The sequence below is a fragment of the Pseudomonas sp. MM213 genome, assembly GCF_020423045.1.
Classification (GTDB): Bacteria; Pseudomonadota; Gammaproteobacteria; order Pseudomonadales; family Pseudomonadaceae; genus Aquipseudomonas; species Aquipseudomonas migulae.
Genome location: NZ_CP081943.1, coordinates 3,026,488 through 3,044,166, shown reverse-complemented (window position 1 = coordinate 3,044,166; position 17,679 = coordinate 3,026,488). Strand labels below are relative to the sequence as shown.

The window sequence follows — 17,679 nt, the reverse complement described above, 5'->3', positions numbered from 1 at the left end:
AGCAAGTGTTTCGCGGGTGGCGCAAGCGGCCCGTTTGAGGAGATAGCATGATCGTTCGTCCCGTACGCAGCAGCGATTTACCCGCTCTGATCGACCTGGCCCGTAGCACCGGCACCGGCCTGACCACCTTGCCGGCCAACGAAGAGCGTCTGGCCCATCGGGTCGGCTGGGCCGAGAAGACCTTTCGCGGCGAGGCCGGGCGCGGCGATGCGGACTACCTGTTCGTCCTCGAAGACGACAACGGTCGTGTGGTGGGCATTTCCGCCATTGCCGGCGCCGTCGGCCTGCGTGAGCCCTGGTACAACTTCCGGGTCGGCCTGACGGTCAGCGCTTCGCAAGAGCTGAACATCTACCGCGAAATCCCGACGCTGTTTCTGGCCAACGACCTGACCGGCAACTCGGAATTGTGCTCGTTGTTCCTGCACGCCGATTTCCGCACCGGCCTCAACGGCCGCATGTTGTCCAAGGCGCGAATGCTGTTCATCGCCGAGTTCCCGCAACTGTTCGGCAACAAGATCATTGCCGAAATGCGCGGTGTCTCCGACGAAGCAGGGCGTTCGCCGTTCTGGGAAAGCCTGGGTCGACACTTCTTCAAAATGGAATTCAGCCAGGCCGATTACCTGACCGGCGTGGGCAACAAGGCGTTCATCGCCGAACTGATGCCGAAATTCCCGCTGTACACCTGCTTCCTGTCGCCGGATGCACGTAACGTGATCGGTCAGGTTCACCCGGACACCGAGCCGGCGCTGGCCATGCTCAAGAGCGAAGGTTTCAGCTACCAGGGTTACGTCGACATTTTCGACGCCGGCCCGGCCATCGAATGCGAAACCGGCAAGATCCGCGCCGTGCGAGACAGTCAGGCGCTGGTGTTGGCCGTTGGCACGCCGGGTGACGACGCCACGCCATTCATCATTCACAACCGCAAGCGCGAAGACTGCCGGATCACTGCCGCTCCCGCACGTCTTGCCGCCGGTACGCTGGTAGTCGATCCGCTGACCGCCAAACGTCTTCAACTCAACGCCGGCGATCAAGTGCGCGCCGTTCCGTTGTCTGCTGCTCGGGAGTCGAAATAATGAATTCGCTATACATCGCAGGTGAATGGCTGGCCGGTCAGGGTGAAGCCTTCCAATCGTTGAACCCGGTGACCCAGCAAGTGCTGTGGGCCGGCGAGGGCGCTACCGCTGCTCAGGTTGAGTCTGCCGTGCAAGCCGCGCGTCAGGCGTTTCCGGGTTGGGCCCGTCGTACTTTGGAAGAACGTATTTCGGTGCTGGAAGCCTTTGCTGGCGCGCTGAAAAACAACGCTGACGAACTGGCGCGTTGCATCGGTGAAGAAACCGGTAAACCGCTGTGGGAAGCGGCGACTGAAGTGACCAGCATGGTCAACAAGATTGCGATTTCGGTGCAGAGCTACCGCGAACGCACCGGCGAGAAGAGCGGCCCGCTGGGCGACGCCACCGCCGTATTGCGCCACAAGCCACATGGCGTGGTCGCGGTGTTCGGTCCTTACAACTTCCCGGGTCACTTGCCCAACGGTCACATCGTGCCGGCGCTGCTGGCCGGTAACAGCGTGCTGTTCAAACCGAGCGAGCTGACCCCGAAAGTCGCCGAACTGACGGTCAAGTGCTGGATCGAAGCCGGCCTGCCAGCCGGCGTGTTGAACCTGCTGCAAGGCGCTCGCGAAACCGGTATCGCCCTGGCGGCGAACCCGGGTATCGACGGTCTGTTCTTCACCGGTTCGAGCCGCACCGGCAATCACCTGCACCAGCAGTTCGCCGGTCGTCCGGACAAGATCCTCGCGCTGGAGATGGGGGGTAATAACCCGTTGGTGGTCGATGAGGTCGCTGATCTGGATGCAGCGGTGTACACCATCATTCAGTCCGCTTTCATTTCTGCCGGTCAACGTTGCACCTGTGCCCGCCGCTTGCTGGTGCCGCAGGGCGCCTGGGGCGACACGCTCCTGGCGCGTCTGGTGGCGGTCAGCTCGACGATTGAAGTCGGTGCGTTCGATCAGCAGCCAGCGCCGTTCATGGGCTCGGTGATTTCCCTTGGCGCGGCAAAAGCGCTGATGGATGCGCAGGAACATCTGCTGGCCAATGGCGCCGTGGCGTTGCTGGAAATGACTCAGCCTGAGGCACAAGCCGCGTTGCTGACCCCAGGTATTCTGGACGTGACCGCCGTTGCCGATCGTCCTGACGAAGAGCTGTTCGGCCCGTTGCTGCAAGTGATCCGCTACGCTGATTTTGAAGCGGCCATCGCTGAAGCCAACGACACCGACTATGGCCTGGCGGCCGGTTTGCTGTCGGATTCCGAAGCGCGTTATCAGCAGTTCTGGCTGGAAAGCCGTGCCGGTATCGTCAACTGGAACAAACAACTGACCGGTGCTGCGAGCAGCGCACCGTTCGGCGGCGTCGGCGCCTCGGGCAACCACCGCGCCAGCGCCTATTACGCGGCAGATTACTGCGCGTACCCGGTGGCCTCGCTGGAAACGCCGAGCCTGACGTTGCCAGCGGCCCTTACGCCTGGCGTGAAGATGGCGTAGCGCCCATTCGCGGGCAAGCCTCGCTCCTACGGATCCCATTGAACCTGTAGGAGCGAGGCTTGCCCGCGAAGGCCGCAACGCGGTCGTACTGAATAGTTACTGAAGCCTATAAAAACAGATTCTCGTGGAGCCTCGCTGATGAAATCCTATGAAGTCAATTTTGACGGTCTAGTGGGGCCGACCCATAACTACGGCGGCCTGTCCTACGGCAACGTCGCGTCCCAGAGCAACAGCCAGCAGTCTTCGAACCCGAAGGAAGCTGCGCTGCAAGGCCTGGCGAAAATGAAAGCGCTGATGGAAATGGGCTTTCAACAAGGCGTTCTGGCCCCGCAAGAGCGTCCTGATGTCGCCGCCCTGCGTCGCCTGGGCTTCAGCGGCACCGACGCGCAAGTGATCGAGCAGGCTGCGAAAGACGCGATGCCGTTGCTGGTCGCCAGTTGCTCGGCGTCGAGCATGTGGGTGGCCAACGCCGCCACGGTCAGCCCGAGCGCTGATACCGCCGACGGTCGCGTGCATTTCACCGCCGCCAACCTCAACTGCAAATACCACCGCAGCATCGAGCACCCGACCACCAGTCGTGTACTGGGTGCAATGTTCGCTGACCAGAAGCACTTCGCTCACCACGCGGCGTTGCCGGCCGTGGCGCAATTCGGTGACGAAGGCGCAGCCAACCACACGCGTTTCTGCCGTGAATACGGTGAAGCCGGCGTCGAGTTCTTTGTGTTCGGTCGCAGCGCGTTCGATAACCGCTACCCGGCACCGCAGAAATACCCGGCGCGCCAGACCCTCGAAGCCTCGCAAGCTGTCGCTCGTCTGCACGGTTTGAGCGATGACGGCGTGGTCTACGCCCAGCAGAATCCTGCGGTGATCGATCAGGGCGTGTTCCACAACGACGTGATCGCGGTGGGTAACGGCGAGGTGCTGTTCTATCACGAGGACGCGTTCCTCGACACCGAGCAGATGCTGGCCGAGCTGCAAAGCAAACTCGCCAAGGTCGGCGGCAAATTCCAGTCGGTGTGCGTACCCCGTTCGGCGGTTACCGTGGAAGACGCGGTGCGTTCCTACCTGTTCAACAGCCAGTTGCTGTCGCGTCCTGACGGCTCGATGCTGTTGATCGTGCCGGAAGAGTGCCGTGGCAACGAACGCGTCTGGCAGTACCTGCAAAGCCTGACCAGTTCTGGCGGCCTGATCCGCGAAGTCAAAGTCTTCGATCTGAAGCAAAGCATGCAGAACGGCGGTGGCCCGGCGTGCCTGCGTTTGCGCGTGGCACTGAATGAAACCGAACTGGCGGCCGTCAACCCAGGGGTTATCATGACGGCACCGTTGTACGGCACGCTGACCGAATGGGTCGAAAAGCACTACCGCGACCGCATGGCCGAAACCGACCTTGCGGACCCGCAATTGCTGCTTGAGTGCCGGACGGCACTGGATGAACTGACGCAAATCCTTAAACTGGGCGCGGTTTATCCATTCCAGATCAATTGAACGTCGAGAGCGTAAAACACATGAGCGATACCCTGCAGCTGATCCTTGAAGACACCGACGGCACGCAACTGGAAACTTCCTGCACCCGCGTCGCTGTCATTTGGCAAGGCAAAGAGCTGTGGATTCAGCACGATGGCCGCGGCCAATTGCTGATCGGCGTGGACGTCGAAGAAGGTGACGCTGAATACGCCAACCTGCTGCTGCGCCCATTGGCGACTAATCTGGTAAGTCTGCAACTGGAAATGGAACCGGCTGAAGTCGGCGACGAAGACCACGTGCACGGCCCGGATTGCGCCCACGACCACTAAGGAAACCGCTCTATGCTCGCCCTCGGCAAACTGCTTGAACTGACCCTCGCCGGCCGCGAACCGGCGGAGAAGACTCAACTGACTGTCGAAGGCGTACGCATGCGCTGGTTGAGCGAAGGTGCGCTGGAAGTCCGGCCACCTGAAGCTCGCGACAATGGCCTGGACCTGCTGCTGTCAGCCGGGATCCATGGCAACGAAACAGCGCCGATCGAGTTGCTCGATCGCCTGTTGCATGACATCGCTCGCGGCGATTTGAAGCCGCGCGCACGTATTCTGTTCCTGTTCGGCAACCCGGAAGCGATTCGCAAGGGCGAGCGTTTCATCGAACAGGACGTCAATCGGCTGTTCAACGGCCGTCACGAACAAACCAGCGGCTCCGAAGCCCTGCGCGCCTGTGAACTGGAGCGGCTGGCCGCCAGTTTCTTCAGCCTGCCGGATCGCGATCGTCTGCATTACGACCTGCATACGGCGATTCGAGGCTCGAAGATCGAGCAGTTTGCGTTGTATCCGTGGAAAGAAGATCGCCAGCATTCCCGTCAGGAACTGGCTCGCCTGCGCGCCGCCGGCATGGAAGCGGTGCTGCTGCAAAACAAGCCGTCCATCGTTTTCAGTTCCTACACCTACGACAAGCTGGGTGCCGAGTCTTTCACCCTGGAGTTGGGCAAGGCGCGGCCGTTCGGACAGAACGACGGGGTCAACGTCTCCCTGCTGGAAACCCGCCTTAAACAGATCATCGAAGGCACCGAGCCGGAACTGACCGAAGAGGCGCTGAATGGGTTGCAGTTGTTCAGCGTGGCACGGGAAATCATCAAGCACAGCGATAGCTTCCGCTTGAACCTGCCGGCGGACATCGAGAATTTTTCGGAACTGGAAGTGGGTTATCTGTTGGCCGAAGACATCGCCCAGACGCGCTGGATCATCGAAGAAGAGGGCGCGCGGATTATCTTCCCGAACCCCAAGGTCAAGAACGGCCTGCGCGCCGGCATCCTGATCGTGCCGACCACCGACGAAAACCTGGCCTAACTGACGACGCTGACTCTGTAGGAGCGAGGCTTGCCCGCGAAAGCGATTCCAGATTCAGCGATGATGTTGAATGTTAAATCGCTTTCGCGGGCAAGCCTCGCTCCTACAGGGGGAGCGGTGTTTAGACGGCTACTGCGCGTGGCTCAGTACGACGCAACGCCCGAATCTTGCTCAGCGTATCCGCACACGTCTTCGCCGCTTCCTGGCCTTTGTGCACGAAATGCTCGAAGAAGAACTTCTGATGCTCTTCGCCGGCATGGAAGTGGTGCGGGGTCAGGGACACCGAGAACACCGGCACTTCGGTTTCCAATTGAACCTGCATCAGGCCGCTGACCACAGACTGGGCGACGAATTCGTGACGGTAGATCCCGCCGTCCACAACCAGGGCTGCCGCGACAATACCGGCATAACGGCCGGTCTTGGCCAGCAACTTGGCGTGCAGGGGCATTTCAAAGGCGCCGCCGACTTCGAAGAAGTCGATGTCGGATTCCTGATAACCCTGAGCAATCATTTCTGCGACGAAGCCCTTACGGCTCTGATCGACGATTTCCTTGTGCCAGCAGGCCTGGATGAACGCAACGCGCTCGCCCTGATGGTGTTTGCTTTTGCTGTCGATTGCGGTGGGTTGCATGTTCTGACTCCTGTTTATGTAAAAAACAGGGCATATGAATCGAATGGGATTTAAGGGTACGCACGCTCGCACGAATGCCTGCGGACGGCCCTTTGGTGCCAATCCCGTTCTCTCTTCATCCGGACTATGACCGTCGGCCCCGGGATCACACCGGGTCTGCTGACCTTGCCGTCAAACACCGCCGAAGCCGTGCCTGTCGCCAAGCGCTCGCGGGCTATGCGCATTGCGCGCAATTACCGCCGGTGGGGAGTTGCACCCCGCCCTGAGAACGTTTTGCCGACAGATTGTCTGGCGGCGCAGCGTTTTTAACACATATTTCTCAGCCGTGCATTGCTGCTATCTGATGATTGCTATCGACTTTTTCGCTCACTTGCTGCGTCTTTTCCTCGCCCAAGGGTTGATTATTCGTCGACATGACCGCAGTAATTCCATTCCGAAAGGGATTTTCCCCTGCTTACCGAGGCCAGATTCATGAGCGTTATCGATCTTCGCAGCGACACCGTCACTCAGCCGACTCCAGGGATGCTCGACGCGATGGCCAACGCGGCCACCGGTGACGACGTCTACGGTGAAGATCCGACGGTCAATCGTCTGGAAGCCGAGTTGGCGAAACGCCTGGGCTTTGCCGCGGCGCTGTTCGTGCCGACCGGCACCATGAGCAACCTGCTGGGCCTGATGGCGCACTGCGAGCGCGGTGACGAATACATCGTTGGCCAACAGGCGCACACGTATAAGTACGAAGGTGGCGGCGCGGCGGTGCTCGGTTCGATCCAGCCGCAACCGCTGGAAGTGCAGGCCGACGGCTCGCTGGACCTGGCTCAGGTGGCCGCCGCGATCAAACCGGACGACTTCCATTTCGCCCGCACCCGCTTGCTGGCGCTGGAAAACACCATGCAGGGCAAGGTGCTGCCGCTGGAGTATCTGGCCCGGGCGCGCAGTTTCACTCGCGAACACGGGTTGCAACTGCACCTCGACGGCGCTCGCCTGTACAACGCGGCGGTCAAACTGGGTGTCGATGCCCGGGAAATCACCCAGCATTTCGATTCGGTGTCAGTCTGCCTGTCCAAGGGGCTGGGCGCGCCGATCGGTTCGGTGTTGTGCGGCTCGGTCGAGTTGATCGGCAAGGCGCGCCGTCTGCGCAAGATGGTCGGCGGCGGCATGCGTCAGGCCGGGATTCTGGCGGCGGCGGGGCTGTACGCACTGGATAACAACGTCCTGCGTCTGGCGGACGATCATGCCAACGCGCAATTCCTCGCGGACGGACTGCGAAAAGCCGGTTACGAAGTCGAACCGGTGCAAACCAACATGGTTTATGTGCAGATGGGCGACAAGGCCGAGGCGATCAAGGCGTTTGCCGCTGAGCGCGGGATCAAACTCAGCGCCGCCGGTCGTCTTAGAATGGTCACGCACATGGACGTGAGCCGCGCGCAAATCGAGCAAGTCATCGCGACATTCGTCGAGTTTTCGCGCAACTGACAGCGTTAGCCGTCCAATTGACCGTTTCTATCGTATAAACACGCTGTACCCCGCGCGCTGGGCCGATATAATGCGGCCCTTTGCCGTCGCTTCGTCTGTTGACGTTTCGCACAGGCCTTTGGCCGCAGCCTCCGTGGAAGAACCTAATGAAAAGCGCAGAAATCCGTGAAGCCTTCCTTCGCTTCTTCGAAGAGCAAGGCCACACTCGTGTAGCCTCCAGCTCTTTGATTCCGGGCAACGACCCAACCCTGCTGTTCACTAACGCGGGGATGAACCAGTTCAAGGACTGTTTCCTGGGCCAGGAAAAACGTGCGTACACCCGTGCGACCAGCAGCCAGAAATGCGTGCGTGCCGGTGGCAAGAACAGTGACCTGGAAAACGTCGGTTATACCGCTCGTCACCACACCTTCTTCGAAATGCTGGGTAACTTCAGCTTCGGTGACTATTTCAAGCACGACGCAATCACCTACGCCTGGACCTTCCTGACCGGCGTCCTGAAGCTGCCCAAGGAAAAACTCTGGGTAACGGTCTATGCCTCGGATGACGAAGCCTATGACATCTGGACCCAGCAGATCGGTGTGCCAGTCGAGCGCATGATCCGCATCGGCGACAACAAGGGCGCGCCTTACGCCTCCGACAACTTCTGGACCATGGGCGATACCGGCCCGTGCGGTCCTTGCACCGAGATTTTCTACGATCACGGCGCCGACATCTGGGGCGGCCCACCGGGCTCGCCGGAAGAAGACGGCGACCGTTACATCGAGATCTGGAACAACGTGTTCATGCAGTTCAACCGCACCGCCGATGGCGTGTTGCATCCGCTGCCAGCACCGTCGGTCGACACCGGCATGGGCCTGGAGCGGATCAGTGCGGTGATGCAGCACGTTCATTCCAACTATGAAATCGACCTGTTCAAGAACCTGCTGAGCGCATCGGCCAAGGCCATTGGCTGCACCAATGACGATCAGTCTTCGCTGAAGGTTGTGTCCGATCACATCCGTTCGTGCGGTTTCCTGATTGCCGACGGCGTGCTGCCGTCCAACGAAGGTCGTGGCTACGTGCTGCGCCGGATCATTCGTCGTGCGTGCCGTCACGGTAACAAGCTGGGCGCGACCGGCAGCTTCTTCTACAAGATCGTCGCGGCGCTGGTTGCCGAGATGGGCGAGGCGTTCCCGGAACTGCAGAAGCAACAAGCCAACATCGAGCGCGTGCTCAAGGCCGAAGAAGAGCAGTTCTCCAAGACCCTGGAGCACGGCCTGAAAATTCTCGAGCAGGATCTGCTGGAACTCAAAGGCACCGTGGTGCCGGGCGACGTGGTGTTCAAACTCTACGACACCTACGGTTTCCCGATGGACCTGACCGCGGACATCGCCCGCGAGCGCAACCTGACCGTCGACGAAGCCGGCTTCGAGCGTGAAATGGAAGCCCAGCGCGTCCGTGCCCGTTCCGCCAGTTCGTTCGGTCTGGACTACAACACGCTGGTCAAGGTTGACGTGGCCACCGAATTCACCGGCTACAAGGCCACCAGTGGTTCGGCGAAAATTGTCGCTATCTATAAAGAAGGCAAGTCCGTCGACGTCTTGAGTGAAGGCGAAGAGGGCGTGATCGTTCTCGATCAGACCCCGTTCTACGCTGAATCCGGCGGTCAGGTTGGCGACTGCGGTTACCTGCAATCGAACATCGGCCGTTTCGACGTGCGCGACACCACCAAGACCGGTGGCGCGTTCCTGCACCACGGTGTGCAGGCATTGGGCAGCCTGACTATCGGTTCGCCGGTCGAGACCCACGTCGAAGCCGACGTGCGCCACGCGACTTCGCTGAACCACTCGGCCACTCACTTGCTGCACGCGGCATTGCGTCAGGTGCTGGGCGATCACGTTCAGCAGAAAGGTTCGCTGGTCGACAGTCAGCGCCTGCGCTTTGACTTCAGCCACTTCGAAGCCATCAAGCCTGAGCAACTGAAGGCGCTGGAAGACATCGTCAACGCCGAGATTCGCAAGAACACGGCTGTTGAAACCGAAGAAACCGATATCGAAACCGCCAAGCAAAAAGGCGCCATGGCGCTGTTTGGCGAGAAGTATGGCGACAACGTGCGCGTACTGAGCATGGGCGGCGATTTCTCCGTCGAGCTGTGCGGCGGGATCCACGCCAACCGTACCGGCGACATCGGCCTGCTGAAAATCATCAGCGAAGGCGGTGTGGCTTCCGGTGTGCGTCGTATCGAAGCGGTCACCGGCGCTGCAGCGCTGGCATACTTGAACGCTGCCGAAGAACAACTCAAGGAAGCGGCCAACCTGGTCAAGGGCAGCCGCGACAACCTGATCGACAAGCTGTCGGCTGTGCTGGAGCGCAACCGTCTGCTGGAGAAGCAACTCGAGCAGTTGCAGGCCAAGGCTGCCAGCGCGGCGGGCGACGATCTGTCGGCTTCCGCCCTGGACGTCAAAGGCGTGAAAGTACTGGCCGTGCGTCTGGACGGTCAGGACGGCAAGGCGCTGCTGGCGCTGGTCGATCAACTGAAAAACAAACTCGGCCGCGCAGTGATCCTGCTCGGCAGTGTCCATGAGGAAAAGGTCGTTCTGGTTGCAGGCGTAACCAAAGACCTGACTGGCCAACTCAAAGCCGGTGATTTGATGAAGCAAGCCGCTGCGGCAGTGGGCGGGAAGGGCGGTGGTCGTCCAGACATGGCGCAGGGCGGTGGTACTGACGCTGGCGCACTGGATGCGGCATTGGCCCTGACTGTTCCATTTGTAGAGCAGGGTTTATAAGGCAGTGTGTCCGGCCCACAGTCTAGTGGTGGGCCGGAACGCTGTTTGAGTGATTATTTGGGCGCCCTTCATGGGCAGAGGCGGCTTTGAAATGGCTTTGATCGTACAGAAATTTGGAGGCACCTCGGTCGGCACTGTCGAGAGAATCGAGCAGGTCGCCGACAAGGTTAAGAAATTCCGCGATGCCGGCGATGACCTGGTGGTTGTGCTGTCTGCAATGAGCGGCGAAACCAACCGTCTGATCGATCTGGCCAAGCAAATCAGTGGCGACGGTCAACCGGTTCCGCGTGAGTTGGATGTGATCGTCTCCACCGGTGAGCAGGTGACGATTGCCCTGTTGGCCATGGCGCTGATCAAGCGCGGCGTGCCAGCGGTGTCCTACACCGGCAACCAGGTACGGATTCTGACGGATAGCGCGCACAATAAAGCGCGTATCTTGCAGATTGATGACCAGAAGATTCGCGGTGATCTGAAAGCAGGTCGTGTGGTGGTTGTCGCCGGTTTCCAGGGCGTCGACGAGCACGGCAACATCACCACCCTCGGTCGTGGCGGTTCCGACACCACCGGCGTGGCGCTGGCGGCAGCCTTGAAGGCTGACGAATGCCAGATCTACACCGACGTCGACGGCGTCTACACCACCGACCCGCGTGTGGTGTCCGTGGCCCAGCGCCTGGACAAGATTACCTTTGAAGAGATGCTGGAAATGGCCAGCCTCGGTTCCAAGGTGTTGCAGATCCGTGCGGTGGAATTCGCCGGCAAGTACAACGTTCCGCTGCGCGTACTGCACAGCTTCAAGGAGGGTCCGGGCACCCTCATTACTATTGATGAAGAGGAAACCATGGAACAGCCGATCATTTCCGGCATCGCTTTCAACCGCGATGAAGCCAAGCTGACCATCCGTGGCGTGCCAGACACCCCGGGCGTTGCATTCAAGATTCTCGGCCCGATCAGCGCCGCGAACATCGAAGTCGACATGATCGTGCAGAACGTTGCGCACGATAACACCACCGACTTCACCTTCACCGTACACCGCAACGACTTCCAGGCCGCGCAAACCGTGCTGGAAAACACCGCTCGCGAGATCGGTGCCCGTGAAGTCGTTGGCGACATCAAGATCGCCAAGGTCTCGATCGTCGGTGTCGGCATGCGCTCCCACGCAGGTGTGGCCAGCCGCATGTTCGAATCCCTGGCGAAAGAAAGCATCAACATCCAGATGATCTCGACTTCGGAAATCAAGGTTTCCGTGGTGATCGAAGAGAAGTACCTGGAACTGGCTGTGCGCGCCCTGCACACGGCTTTCGAACTGGACGCGCCGGCCCGAACGGGCGAGTGATGCGTTTGCCGAAGGGCGCGGTCTGACCGCGCCCTTTTGTTTTTTTGAATGGTGCGGCTCGAAGCTGTTCTTTTGCCCGCGCTGGTCAATACTCAGGCATGTAGGGCTACGATCTTTCAGGTTGTAGGTCGAGTGCCTTTTTTTTGCAGACTGTTGTCCCTGAAATGAAATGCGTGAGGAGAAAGGTATGCTGATTCTGACTCGTCGGTGCGCAGAAAGCCTGATTATTGGTGATGGAGAAATCACCGTGACCGTGCTCGGCGTTAAAGGAAATCAAGTGCGTATCGGTGTCAACGCCCCGAAAGAGGTTGCGGTCCACCGTGAGGAAATTTACCTGCGTATAAAGAAAGAGAAGGACGAAGAACCAAGCCATTAATTTTTATCGTTTTTTATGTTTGCAAACGGGGAAGAAGCTGGTTAATATACGCCCCGTGTTGCGGAGAGCTGGCCGAGTGGCCGAAGGCGCTCCCCTGCTAAGGGAGTACACCTCAAAAGGGTGTCGGGGGTTCGAATCCCCCGTTCTCCGCCATTATTTGCGTAGTACGTTGTAATCTGGCTTCTTCGGTAAGTTGTTGAAATTACTAGAAAAAAGCGCTTTACAAAAAGATTCGACGGCCTATAATGCGCGGCAACAAATGCACTCGTAGCTCAGCTGGATAGAGTACTCGGCTACGAACCGAGCGGTCACAGGTTCGAATCCTGTCGAGTGCACCATTTAAGAGTTGTTTGCAGTGATGTGAGCTACTCTGTTTCAACCAGTTGTGATCTGGTCTAAAAACACAAATTGCACTCGTAGCTCAGCTGGATAGAGTACTCGGCTACGAACCGAGCGGTCACAGGTTCGAATCCTGTCGAGTGCACCAAACAACAAAAAAGCCCGCGTTTAACGCGGGCTTTTTTGCCGTCTGGGATTTGGCTTTTCCTCTGGTACAACCTCTCTCATCGAATTCGACGTGTGCGCTACGACCTCGCTTGGTGTCGTATCGGTAGCTCGTGGCCGAATTGCGAATGCTGATCTTGTCTGGCTTGCCGAGGGCGCTTTCGACGTCTTGCCGGGTCATGCCGGCGACAATCCGTTGATTGATGATTGCTTCCCTGCGTTCCCTGGCATCGATCAGGTTTCCACAGTTGTCCTCTGCCTGGCCGACGACTGTCGGCTCCCTCCTTTTGATATTCATACGTGATGTTTCACGAAAGTCCGCTTCCGGCATCAGCGACACTGTGCTGCCGGGGGTAAACGTGCGCACTTCCTGGAGCGAAAGGCTTTCTCCGGCCGTACAACTCAGCGTGGTGAAGGTGATGCGGCCGTTTGCTGCCTCGCAGCGGTGAACGGTTGAGGCAAGTGCCACGGGCGGCAGGCAGAGCAGGGCGATCAGCAGAAAATAACAGGCATTCAATGGCATCAAACGTCCTCCATGACGGTCTGACTCAAGGGTAGCCGCTACATTTTTCAGTGCTGGTGTGTTTTCTTTTCAGAATGAGTCGTCGCATTTTCACGGATCAGGACGGCGCTCAGGTTTGTCTCGCAAGCGCTTGTTTCAGCCGCGATTTTTTAACATTTAAAACCGTTGGGCGGTGTATCATTGCGCCCGTCAGCCCCGCCGGGGCTTGTGGAATACCTCCATGGACTTACCCAGTAGTAATTCAGTAAACCGCTTTTCCAATCATGAATTGACTGATTGATCCTTCCGGCGTGCCCCGCTGCTGGGAGTGGAGTTCGCCTATGTCCGAAGTTGAAGTAAAGAAAACGCAAGAAAGCCTGCAGGACCGCCTCGCTCAAGTGATTGAGCTGTTGCAGCGTCAGCGGGTGGTCGAAGACCTGACTCATCGCCAGGAAGGTCCGCATCACGATCGGGTTGAAAACCTGGTTCACCGGCAAAACCTCGTCGAGCTGCAACGCAAGCTCGATGACCTGCACTCCGCCGACGTTGCCTACATCCTTGAAGCCTTGCCGCTGGACGATCGTCTGACGCTCTGGCAATTGGTCAAGGCTGACCGCGACGGCGACATCCTGCTCGAAGTGTCCGACTCGGTACGTGAAACCCTGATCGCCGACATGGACGATCACGAGCTCCTGGCGGCGGCCAAGGACATGGATGCCGACGAACTGGCTGACCTGGCCTCCGAGCTGCCGCGAGACGTCGTCCACGAGCTGATGGAAACCCTCGACGGTCAACAGCGTGAGCGCGTCCGCTCCGCGTTGTCCTATGACGAGGAGCAGGTCGGTGCGCTGATGGACTTCGAGATGGTGACGATCCGTGAGGACGTCAGTCTCGAAGTGGTGTTGCGCTACCTGCGTCGGCTCAAGGAGCTGCCGGGCCATACCGACAAACTGTTTGTGGTCGATTACGACGGCGTGCTCAAGGGCGTGCTGCCGATCAAGCGTCTGCTGGTCAACGACCCGGAAAAACAAGTATCGGAAGTCATGGCCAGCGACCCGGTGAGTTTTCACCCGGACGAAGACGCCTACGATGCTGCACAGGCGTTCGAACGTTACGACTTGATCTCGGCCCCGGTGGTCGACAAGAACGGCAAGCTGATCGGCCGTCTGACCATCGATGAAATGGTCGACCTGATTCGTGAAGAGAGCGAAAACGAAGTTCTCAACATGGCGGGTCTGCGTGAAGAGGAAGATATTTTCGCGTCAGTCTGGAAGTCCCTGCGTAACCGTTGGGCCTGGCTGGCAATCAACCTGATCACCGCCTTTATTGCCTCTCGCGTGATCGGATTGTTCGAAGGTTCTATCGAGAAGCTGGTGGCGCTCGCGGCATTGATGCCGATCGTGGCGGGCATCGGTGGCAACTCGGGTAACCAGACCATCACCATGATCGTTCGCGCCATGGCGCTGGACCAGGTGAGTACCGGCAATACCTCGCGTCTGATGCGCAAGGAGCTGGCCGTCGGTTTGATCAACGGTTTGGTGTGGGGTGGGGTGATTGGTGCGGTCGCCTACCTGCTTTATGGCAGTTGGTCCCTCGGCGTGGTGATGACCGCCGCCATGACGCTTAACCTGTTGCTCGCAGCGTTGATGGGGGTGTTGATCCCCATGACCCTGGCGAAGATGGGCCGCGATCCGGCGATGGGCGCCAGCGTGATGATTACGGCCATGACCGACAGCGGTGGTTTCTTCATCTTCCTCGGGCTGGCGACCATCTTCCTGCTCTGATTGCCCTCTGCCTGAAGCCCGCAAATCAGCTCGTAGGAGCCAGGCTTGCCGGCGAAGGCGATCTCAGGGTCGCCTTCGCCGGCAAGCCTGGCTCCTACAAGAGCAATTAACCCGCCAATCGGCGGGTTTTTTTGTGCCTGAATTTCAGGCAAAAAAAAGCCAGCGATTAAGCTGGCTTGAGCGTTCGGATGAATCAGGAGGCGTCTGCGGCCATTTCGGCGTCGTGGGCAATCAGCGAAACGAGTGCGTTCTGCTGACGGTGGGAGAGTTGGCGGAAGCGCTGCAGCAGTTCGCGTTCGTGCAGTGACAGCTCCGGGCTGTCCAGTCGCATGCTCAACTCTTCACCCAGTGCGCCTTCCTGAATGAGACTCTGCTCAAGGCGCGCAATGATTTCGGAGTTCATGCTGCGATGATGATTGCGAGCCACCTCGGCAATGCGTTCACGCATTCCGTCTGGCAGACGTACGACGAACTTGTCAGCCGTACGGCTGGAATAAATTGCCTGTTTCAATGGGCGCATATATTTAACCGGTTAGTTCAGGGGAGCGGTTCTCGGGATTGGCCGCGCGATGTCTGATAGGACAAGGACTCTGGCCAAATGTTCAACCTGAATTGATAGAGGCTCGCATCATGCCTCAAAGAAGCCAGATCATTGGCGTCAATTCTGTGACAAATATTGAACTGGATAAAGGCGTTATGCCAGCACCAATTATCAGAAATGCGGACTGGTTTGAAAAGACTACCCATGTCCGTATCGCTGGCCGCGTCCTATTGCACAACAGGAGATGTCCTGAGACACCTGAAGGTGCATGCTGTGCGGATTTCGATCACGATTCCTTACTTCGTACAGAATAGTGGCAATTGGCCGATTTACTAGTGGCAACCACGACATGGGGGGCTAATTCAGGATGGATGGCAGACTGATTTACCTGATGGGGCCTTCCGGATCCGGCAAGGACAGTCTCATCGAGGCTGCTCGCGAGCCTTTGCAGGCAATCAACTGCGAAGTGGTGCGTCGGGTCATTACGCGTTCAGCCGAATCCGTGGGCGAGGATGCCATCGGTGTTTCCCGTGAAGAGTTCGCGCGCCGCAAAGAAGAGGGCGACTTCGCGCTGTGCTGGCATGCCAATGGCCTGGATTACGGTATTCCCGTCGTGATCGATCAATGGCTCAAGGAGGGCAGGGATGTCCTGATCAACGGCTCCCGCGGGCACTTGGCCCAGGCGCTACGCTGCTATCCAGCGTTGGTGCCGATTCTGTTGACGGTCAAGGAGGACGTGCTGCGAGAGCGCTTGCTGCGGCGGGGGCGTGAAAGTCTGGCGGAGATTGAGGCGAGATTGCGCAGAAATGAACTGTTCACGGCGGACGCCTCAGTCGGTGAGACGCTTATCCACCAACTCGACAATTCAGGCGAACTTTCGGACACAGTGGCCGGCCTGTTGAAGCTGCTACAAGTCAGCGCAACACCGGATCAAACTTGATCTTGCGCCCAGCGACCAGCGCCAGCACAAACAACGCACTGAAAACGCCGCAGGCAATCAACGGCAGAGTGACGATTGCGTCCTCTACCAGTGATAAATGAAGAATGCCGCTGAGCAGGGCGAGGACGAAAAATCCTGCGGCTGATTTGGACATGCTGTGCTCCTGATGGGTTGTTCAAAATGCCAGGCGTTCTGAAGACTGCGCTGGCAGCAGGACATTTTCCTGACTCACTTCTTGACCGACAAAACCCTGCTGATTACCCAACACCGCCAATTGAGGTGCCTTCTGTACCTGGAGGTAATGAGGCATTCGTTGGGCAACCGGCTCGGCACCGCTCTGCGGGACAAAATGAAAACCCAAAAAAACCGCCAAAGCGATCGCGTTCGAGAGTAAAAGGGCGCGGTTCATGAGGGCTGACCTCCGTTGTTCTTTGAGAACAGCTGAAGCAGCCGACGTGCCAAGAGTCTAACGGCTATTAAATCCTTTAAAAACAAAGAATTAAGATAATCGTGCAAGGTGGTCTCATTGCAATTTGCAATGATGGCTTTTTGCGGTGATGCAATTTGCACGGTTAACAAATCCCGTGCTGTAGAGGGGCATCTGCCTACACTTAAAAAGCCTACGGACGACATGACAAAATCAGACCCGCCCGTTAACATGCACGCCGTCCATCGCATCGCATTTCTCGCGGGCGACTTGTGTCTCAGTAGCTCAATTGGATAGAGCATCCCCCTCCTAAGGGGAAGGTTGGCAGTTCGAACCTGCCCTGGGACACCATCAATTTCCAGCCCTGTGGCTGTCAAAAAAGCCCCGCCAGGATTTCGCATCCGGCGGGGCTTTTTCGTGTGCGATCACCTGACGACCAACATTTGATAGACGCGCATTGCTGTGCCTTACTCCAAAGACCACACAGGGAGCGAAATCGATGCGACGCAGGGGCGCCCAATTCTGGTTGTGGACCAACACGCGATTGCCTCTGCACACCCACGAAGAAGTGCTGGGCAGTGGCGTGCAAATCGAGGTGCATGCGCGGATCAGTGTTGAAGGGGTTACCCAGATTTTTGTAGGTGTCTACGGCGCTGATGGCTGGCCGATTTGCGAGGAGCATCATGACCTCAAGGCGGGTGAGCATTACTGCGCCGCATTGAAGTGGGGTACCCAGCGGGCGAGGGAGATTGTGGCGGACACTCAGGAGTTCGTCGCGCCGCACCGGGTGCAACTGACGTTGAGTCCGGTGATTACCGATGAGTCGGTCGTCGCGTTGCGCCGGATGGAGATGACTGAGCGTGAACGCTTGAAGCTCAGGTCTGCCGATGCCTGGTCAGAGTACCTGGACGCCAAGGAGGCCATGCTCGTCTTGATGCGCTCCACCAAGGTTGACCCTATGGCCTGGGCCGATCACAAGGAGCGGCTCAGGCAGGCGATTGATCGGCGCGCCTGCGTGCAGCGCGACTATCTGAACTGAGCGCGC

At 58.6% G+C, this 17,679-nt stretch carries 17 protein-coding genes, 4 tRNA genes and 1 riboswitch; of the genes, 16 read left to right on the top strand and 5 right to left on the bottom strand.

Translation table 11 applies throughout. The features are described 5' to 3' along the window. The first annotated feature begins 47 nt into the window (after positions 1-47). The 5 genes from astA (at position 48) to astE (ending at position 5,355) form a co-directional block, all read left to right on the top strand. Positions 48-1,073, top strand: a complete 1,026-nt coding sequence (gene astA / locus K5R88_RS13815; RefSeq protein WP_207285408.1) for an arginine N-succinyltransferase — start codon at positions 48-50, stop codon at positions 1,071-1,073. Further along, positions 1,070-2,539, top strand: coding sequence for a succinylglutamate-semialdehyde dehydrogenase (astD, locus tag K5R88_RS13810; protein ID WP_192227969.1), 1,470 nt, complete (start codon positions 1,070-1,072; stop codon positions 2,537-2,539). Before astA ends, astD begins: the two co-directional genes overlap by 4 nt. A 138-nt stretch (positions 2,540-2,677) precedes the next feature. Further along, positions 2,678-4,024, top strand: coding sequence for an N-succinylarginine dihydrolase (gene astB / locus K5R88_RS13805; RefSeq protein ID WP_008033110.1), 1,347 nt, complete (start codon positions 2,678-2,680; stop codon positions 4,022-4,024). 20 nt (positions 4,025-4,044) lie between these two features. Further along, positions 4,045-4,332: a hypothetical protein gene (locus tag K5R88_RS13800; protein ID WP_008033108.1), complete on the top strand. Its 288-nt coding sequence runs from the start codon at positions 4,045-4,047 to the stop codon at positions 4,330-4,332. A 12-nt stretch (positions 4,333-4,344) separates the two neighbouring features. Further along, on the top strand, positions 4,345-5,355 hold the full coding sequence (gene astE, locus K5R88_RS13795) for a succinylglutamate desuccinylase (RefSeq protein ID WP_008033106.1): 1,011 nt from the start codon (positions 4,345-4,347) through the stop codon (positions 5,353-5,355). Positions 5,356-5,476: 121 nt separating this feature from the next. Here the strand turns inward: astE and K5R88_RS13790 are convergent, their stop codons facing one another. Further along, a complete protein-coding gene (locus tag K5R88_RS13790; protein ID WP_008033105.1) occupies positions 5,477-5,986 on the bottom strand; it encodes a 6,7-dimethyl-8-ribityllumazine synthase in 510 nt (169 codons plus the stop codon). A 102-nt stretch (positions 5,987-6,088) separates the two neighbouring features. Continuing rightward, positions 6,089-6,260: riboswitch (FMN riboswitch) on the bottom strand. Positions 6,261-6,457: 197 nt separating this feature from the next. Here K5R88_RS13790 and ltaE point away from each other — a divergent pair. From ltaE to K5R88_RS13755, 7 genes are all read left to right on the top strand, one after another. Beyond that, positions 6,458-7,462, top strand: coding sequence for a low-specificity L-threonine aldolase (gene ltaE / locus K5R88_RS13785; RefSeq protein ID WP_207285407.1), 1,005 nt, complete (start codon positions 6,458-6,460; stop codon positions 7,460-7,462). 146 nt (positions 7,463-7,608) lie between these two features. Continuing rightward, positions 7,609-10,227 carry an alanine--tRNA ligase gene (gene alaS / locus K5R88_RS13780; RefSeq protein ID WP_008038457.1) on the top strand — a complete coding sequence of 873 codons (2,619 nt, stop codon included), beginning with the start codon at positions 7,609-7,611 and terminating at the stop codon, positions 10,225-10,227. Positions 10,228-10,318: 91 nt separating this feature from the next. Next, positions 10,319-11,560 carry an aspartate kinase gene (locus K5R88_RS13775; protein WP_008033100.1) on the top strand — a complete coding sequence of 414 codons (1,242 nt, stop codon included), beginning with the start codon at positions 10,319-10,321 and terminating at the stop codon, positions 11,558-11,560. Between the two features lie 187 nt (positions 11,561-11,747). Then, complete coding sequence (csrA, locus tag K5R88_RS13770) at positions 11,748-11,936, top strand: carbon storage regulator CsrA (protein WP_002554426.1); 189 nt, start codon at positions 11,748-11,750, stop codon at positions 11,934-11,936. A gap of 62 nt (positions 11,937-11,998) precedes the next feature. Then, positions 11,999-12,089: transfer RNA gene (locus K5R88_RS13765), tRNA-Ser, on the top strand. Between the two features lie 108 nt (positions 12,090-12,197). Then, positions 12,198-12,274, top strand: a tRNA-Arg gene (locus tag K5R88_RS13760). Between the two features lie 72 nt (positions 12,275-12,346). Then, positions 12,347-12,423 (top strand) — tRNA-Arg (locus K5R88_RS13755). Here the strand turns inward: K5R88_RS13755 and K5R88_RS13750 are convergent. Next, positions 12,394-12,963 (bottom strand): cell envelope protein SmpA, encoded by a 570-nt coding sequence (locus K5R88_RS13750; protein ID WP_226300119.1) that lies wholly within the window; start codon positions 12,961-12,963, stop codon positions 12,394-12,396. The genes K5R88_RS13755 and K5R88_RS13750 overlap by 30 nt on opposite strands. 320 nt (positions 12,964-13,283) lie before the next feature. Between K5R88_RS13750 and mgtE the strand changes: the two genes are divergently transcribed. After that, a complete protein-coding gene (mgtE, locus tag K5R88_RS13745; protein ID WP_008033095.1) occupies positions 13,284-14,726 on the top strand; it encodes a magnesium transporter in 1,443 nt (480 codons plus the stop codon). A 193-nt stretch (positions 14,727-14,919) separates the two neighbouring features. Here mgtE and K5R88_RS13740 read toward each other — a convergent pair whose 3' ends face one another. Then, positions 14,920-15,246 carry an Arc family DNA-binding protein gene (locus K5R88_RS13740; protein WP_003178899.1) on the bottom strand — a complete coding sequence of 109 codons (327 nt, stop codon included), beginning with the start codon at positions 15,244-15,246 and terminating at the stop codon, positions 14,920-14,922. A 388-nt stretch (positions 15,247-15,634) separates the two neighbouring features. Between K5R88_RS13740 and phnN the strand changes: the two genes are divergently transcribed. Next, the gene (phnN, locus tag K5R88_RS13735) at positions 15,635-16,207 is read left to right on the top strand and encodes a phosphonate metabolism protein/1,5-bisphosphokinase (PRPP-forming) PhnN (RefSeq protein WP_226300118.1); all 573 of its coding nucleotides are present in this window, start codon (positions 15,635-15,637) and stop codon (positions 16,205-16,207) included. Here the strand turns inward: phnN and K5R88_RS13730 are convergent. Next, entirely contained in the window at positions 16,182-16,361 is a 180-nt protein-coding gene (locus tag K5R88_RS13730; protein WP_008033091.1) for a PA3371 family protein, read from the bottom strand. The two genes, phnN and K5R88_RS13730, sit on opposite strands and share 26 nt — an antisense overlap. A 21-nt stretch (positions 16,362-16,382) precedes the next feature. Continuing rightward, the gene (locus K5R88_RS13725; protein ID WP_223449734.1) at positions 16,383-16,616 is read right to left on the bottom strand and encodes a hypothetical protein; all 234 of its coding nucleotides are present in this window, start codon (positions 16,614-16,616) and stop codon (positions 16,383-16,385) included. Positions 16,617-16,908: 292 nt separating this feature from the next. On the opposite strand from K5R88_RS13725, the gene K5R88_RS13720 reads away from it, so the two are divergent. Continuing rightward, positions 16,909-16,985 (top strand) — tRNA-Arg (locus K5R88_RS13720). A gap of 148 nt (positions 16,986-17,133) precedes the next feature. Further along, positions 17,134-17,673: a hypothetical protein gene (locus K5R88_RS13715; RefSeq protein ID WP_226300117.1), complete on the top strand. Its 540-nt coding sequence runs from the start codon at positions 17,134-17,136 to the stop codon at positions 17,671-17,673. The last annotated feature ends 6 nt before the right edge of the window (positions 17,674-17,679 follow it).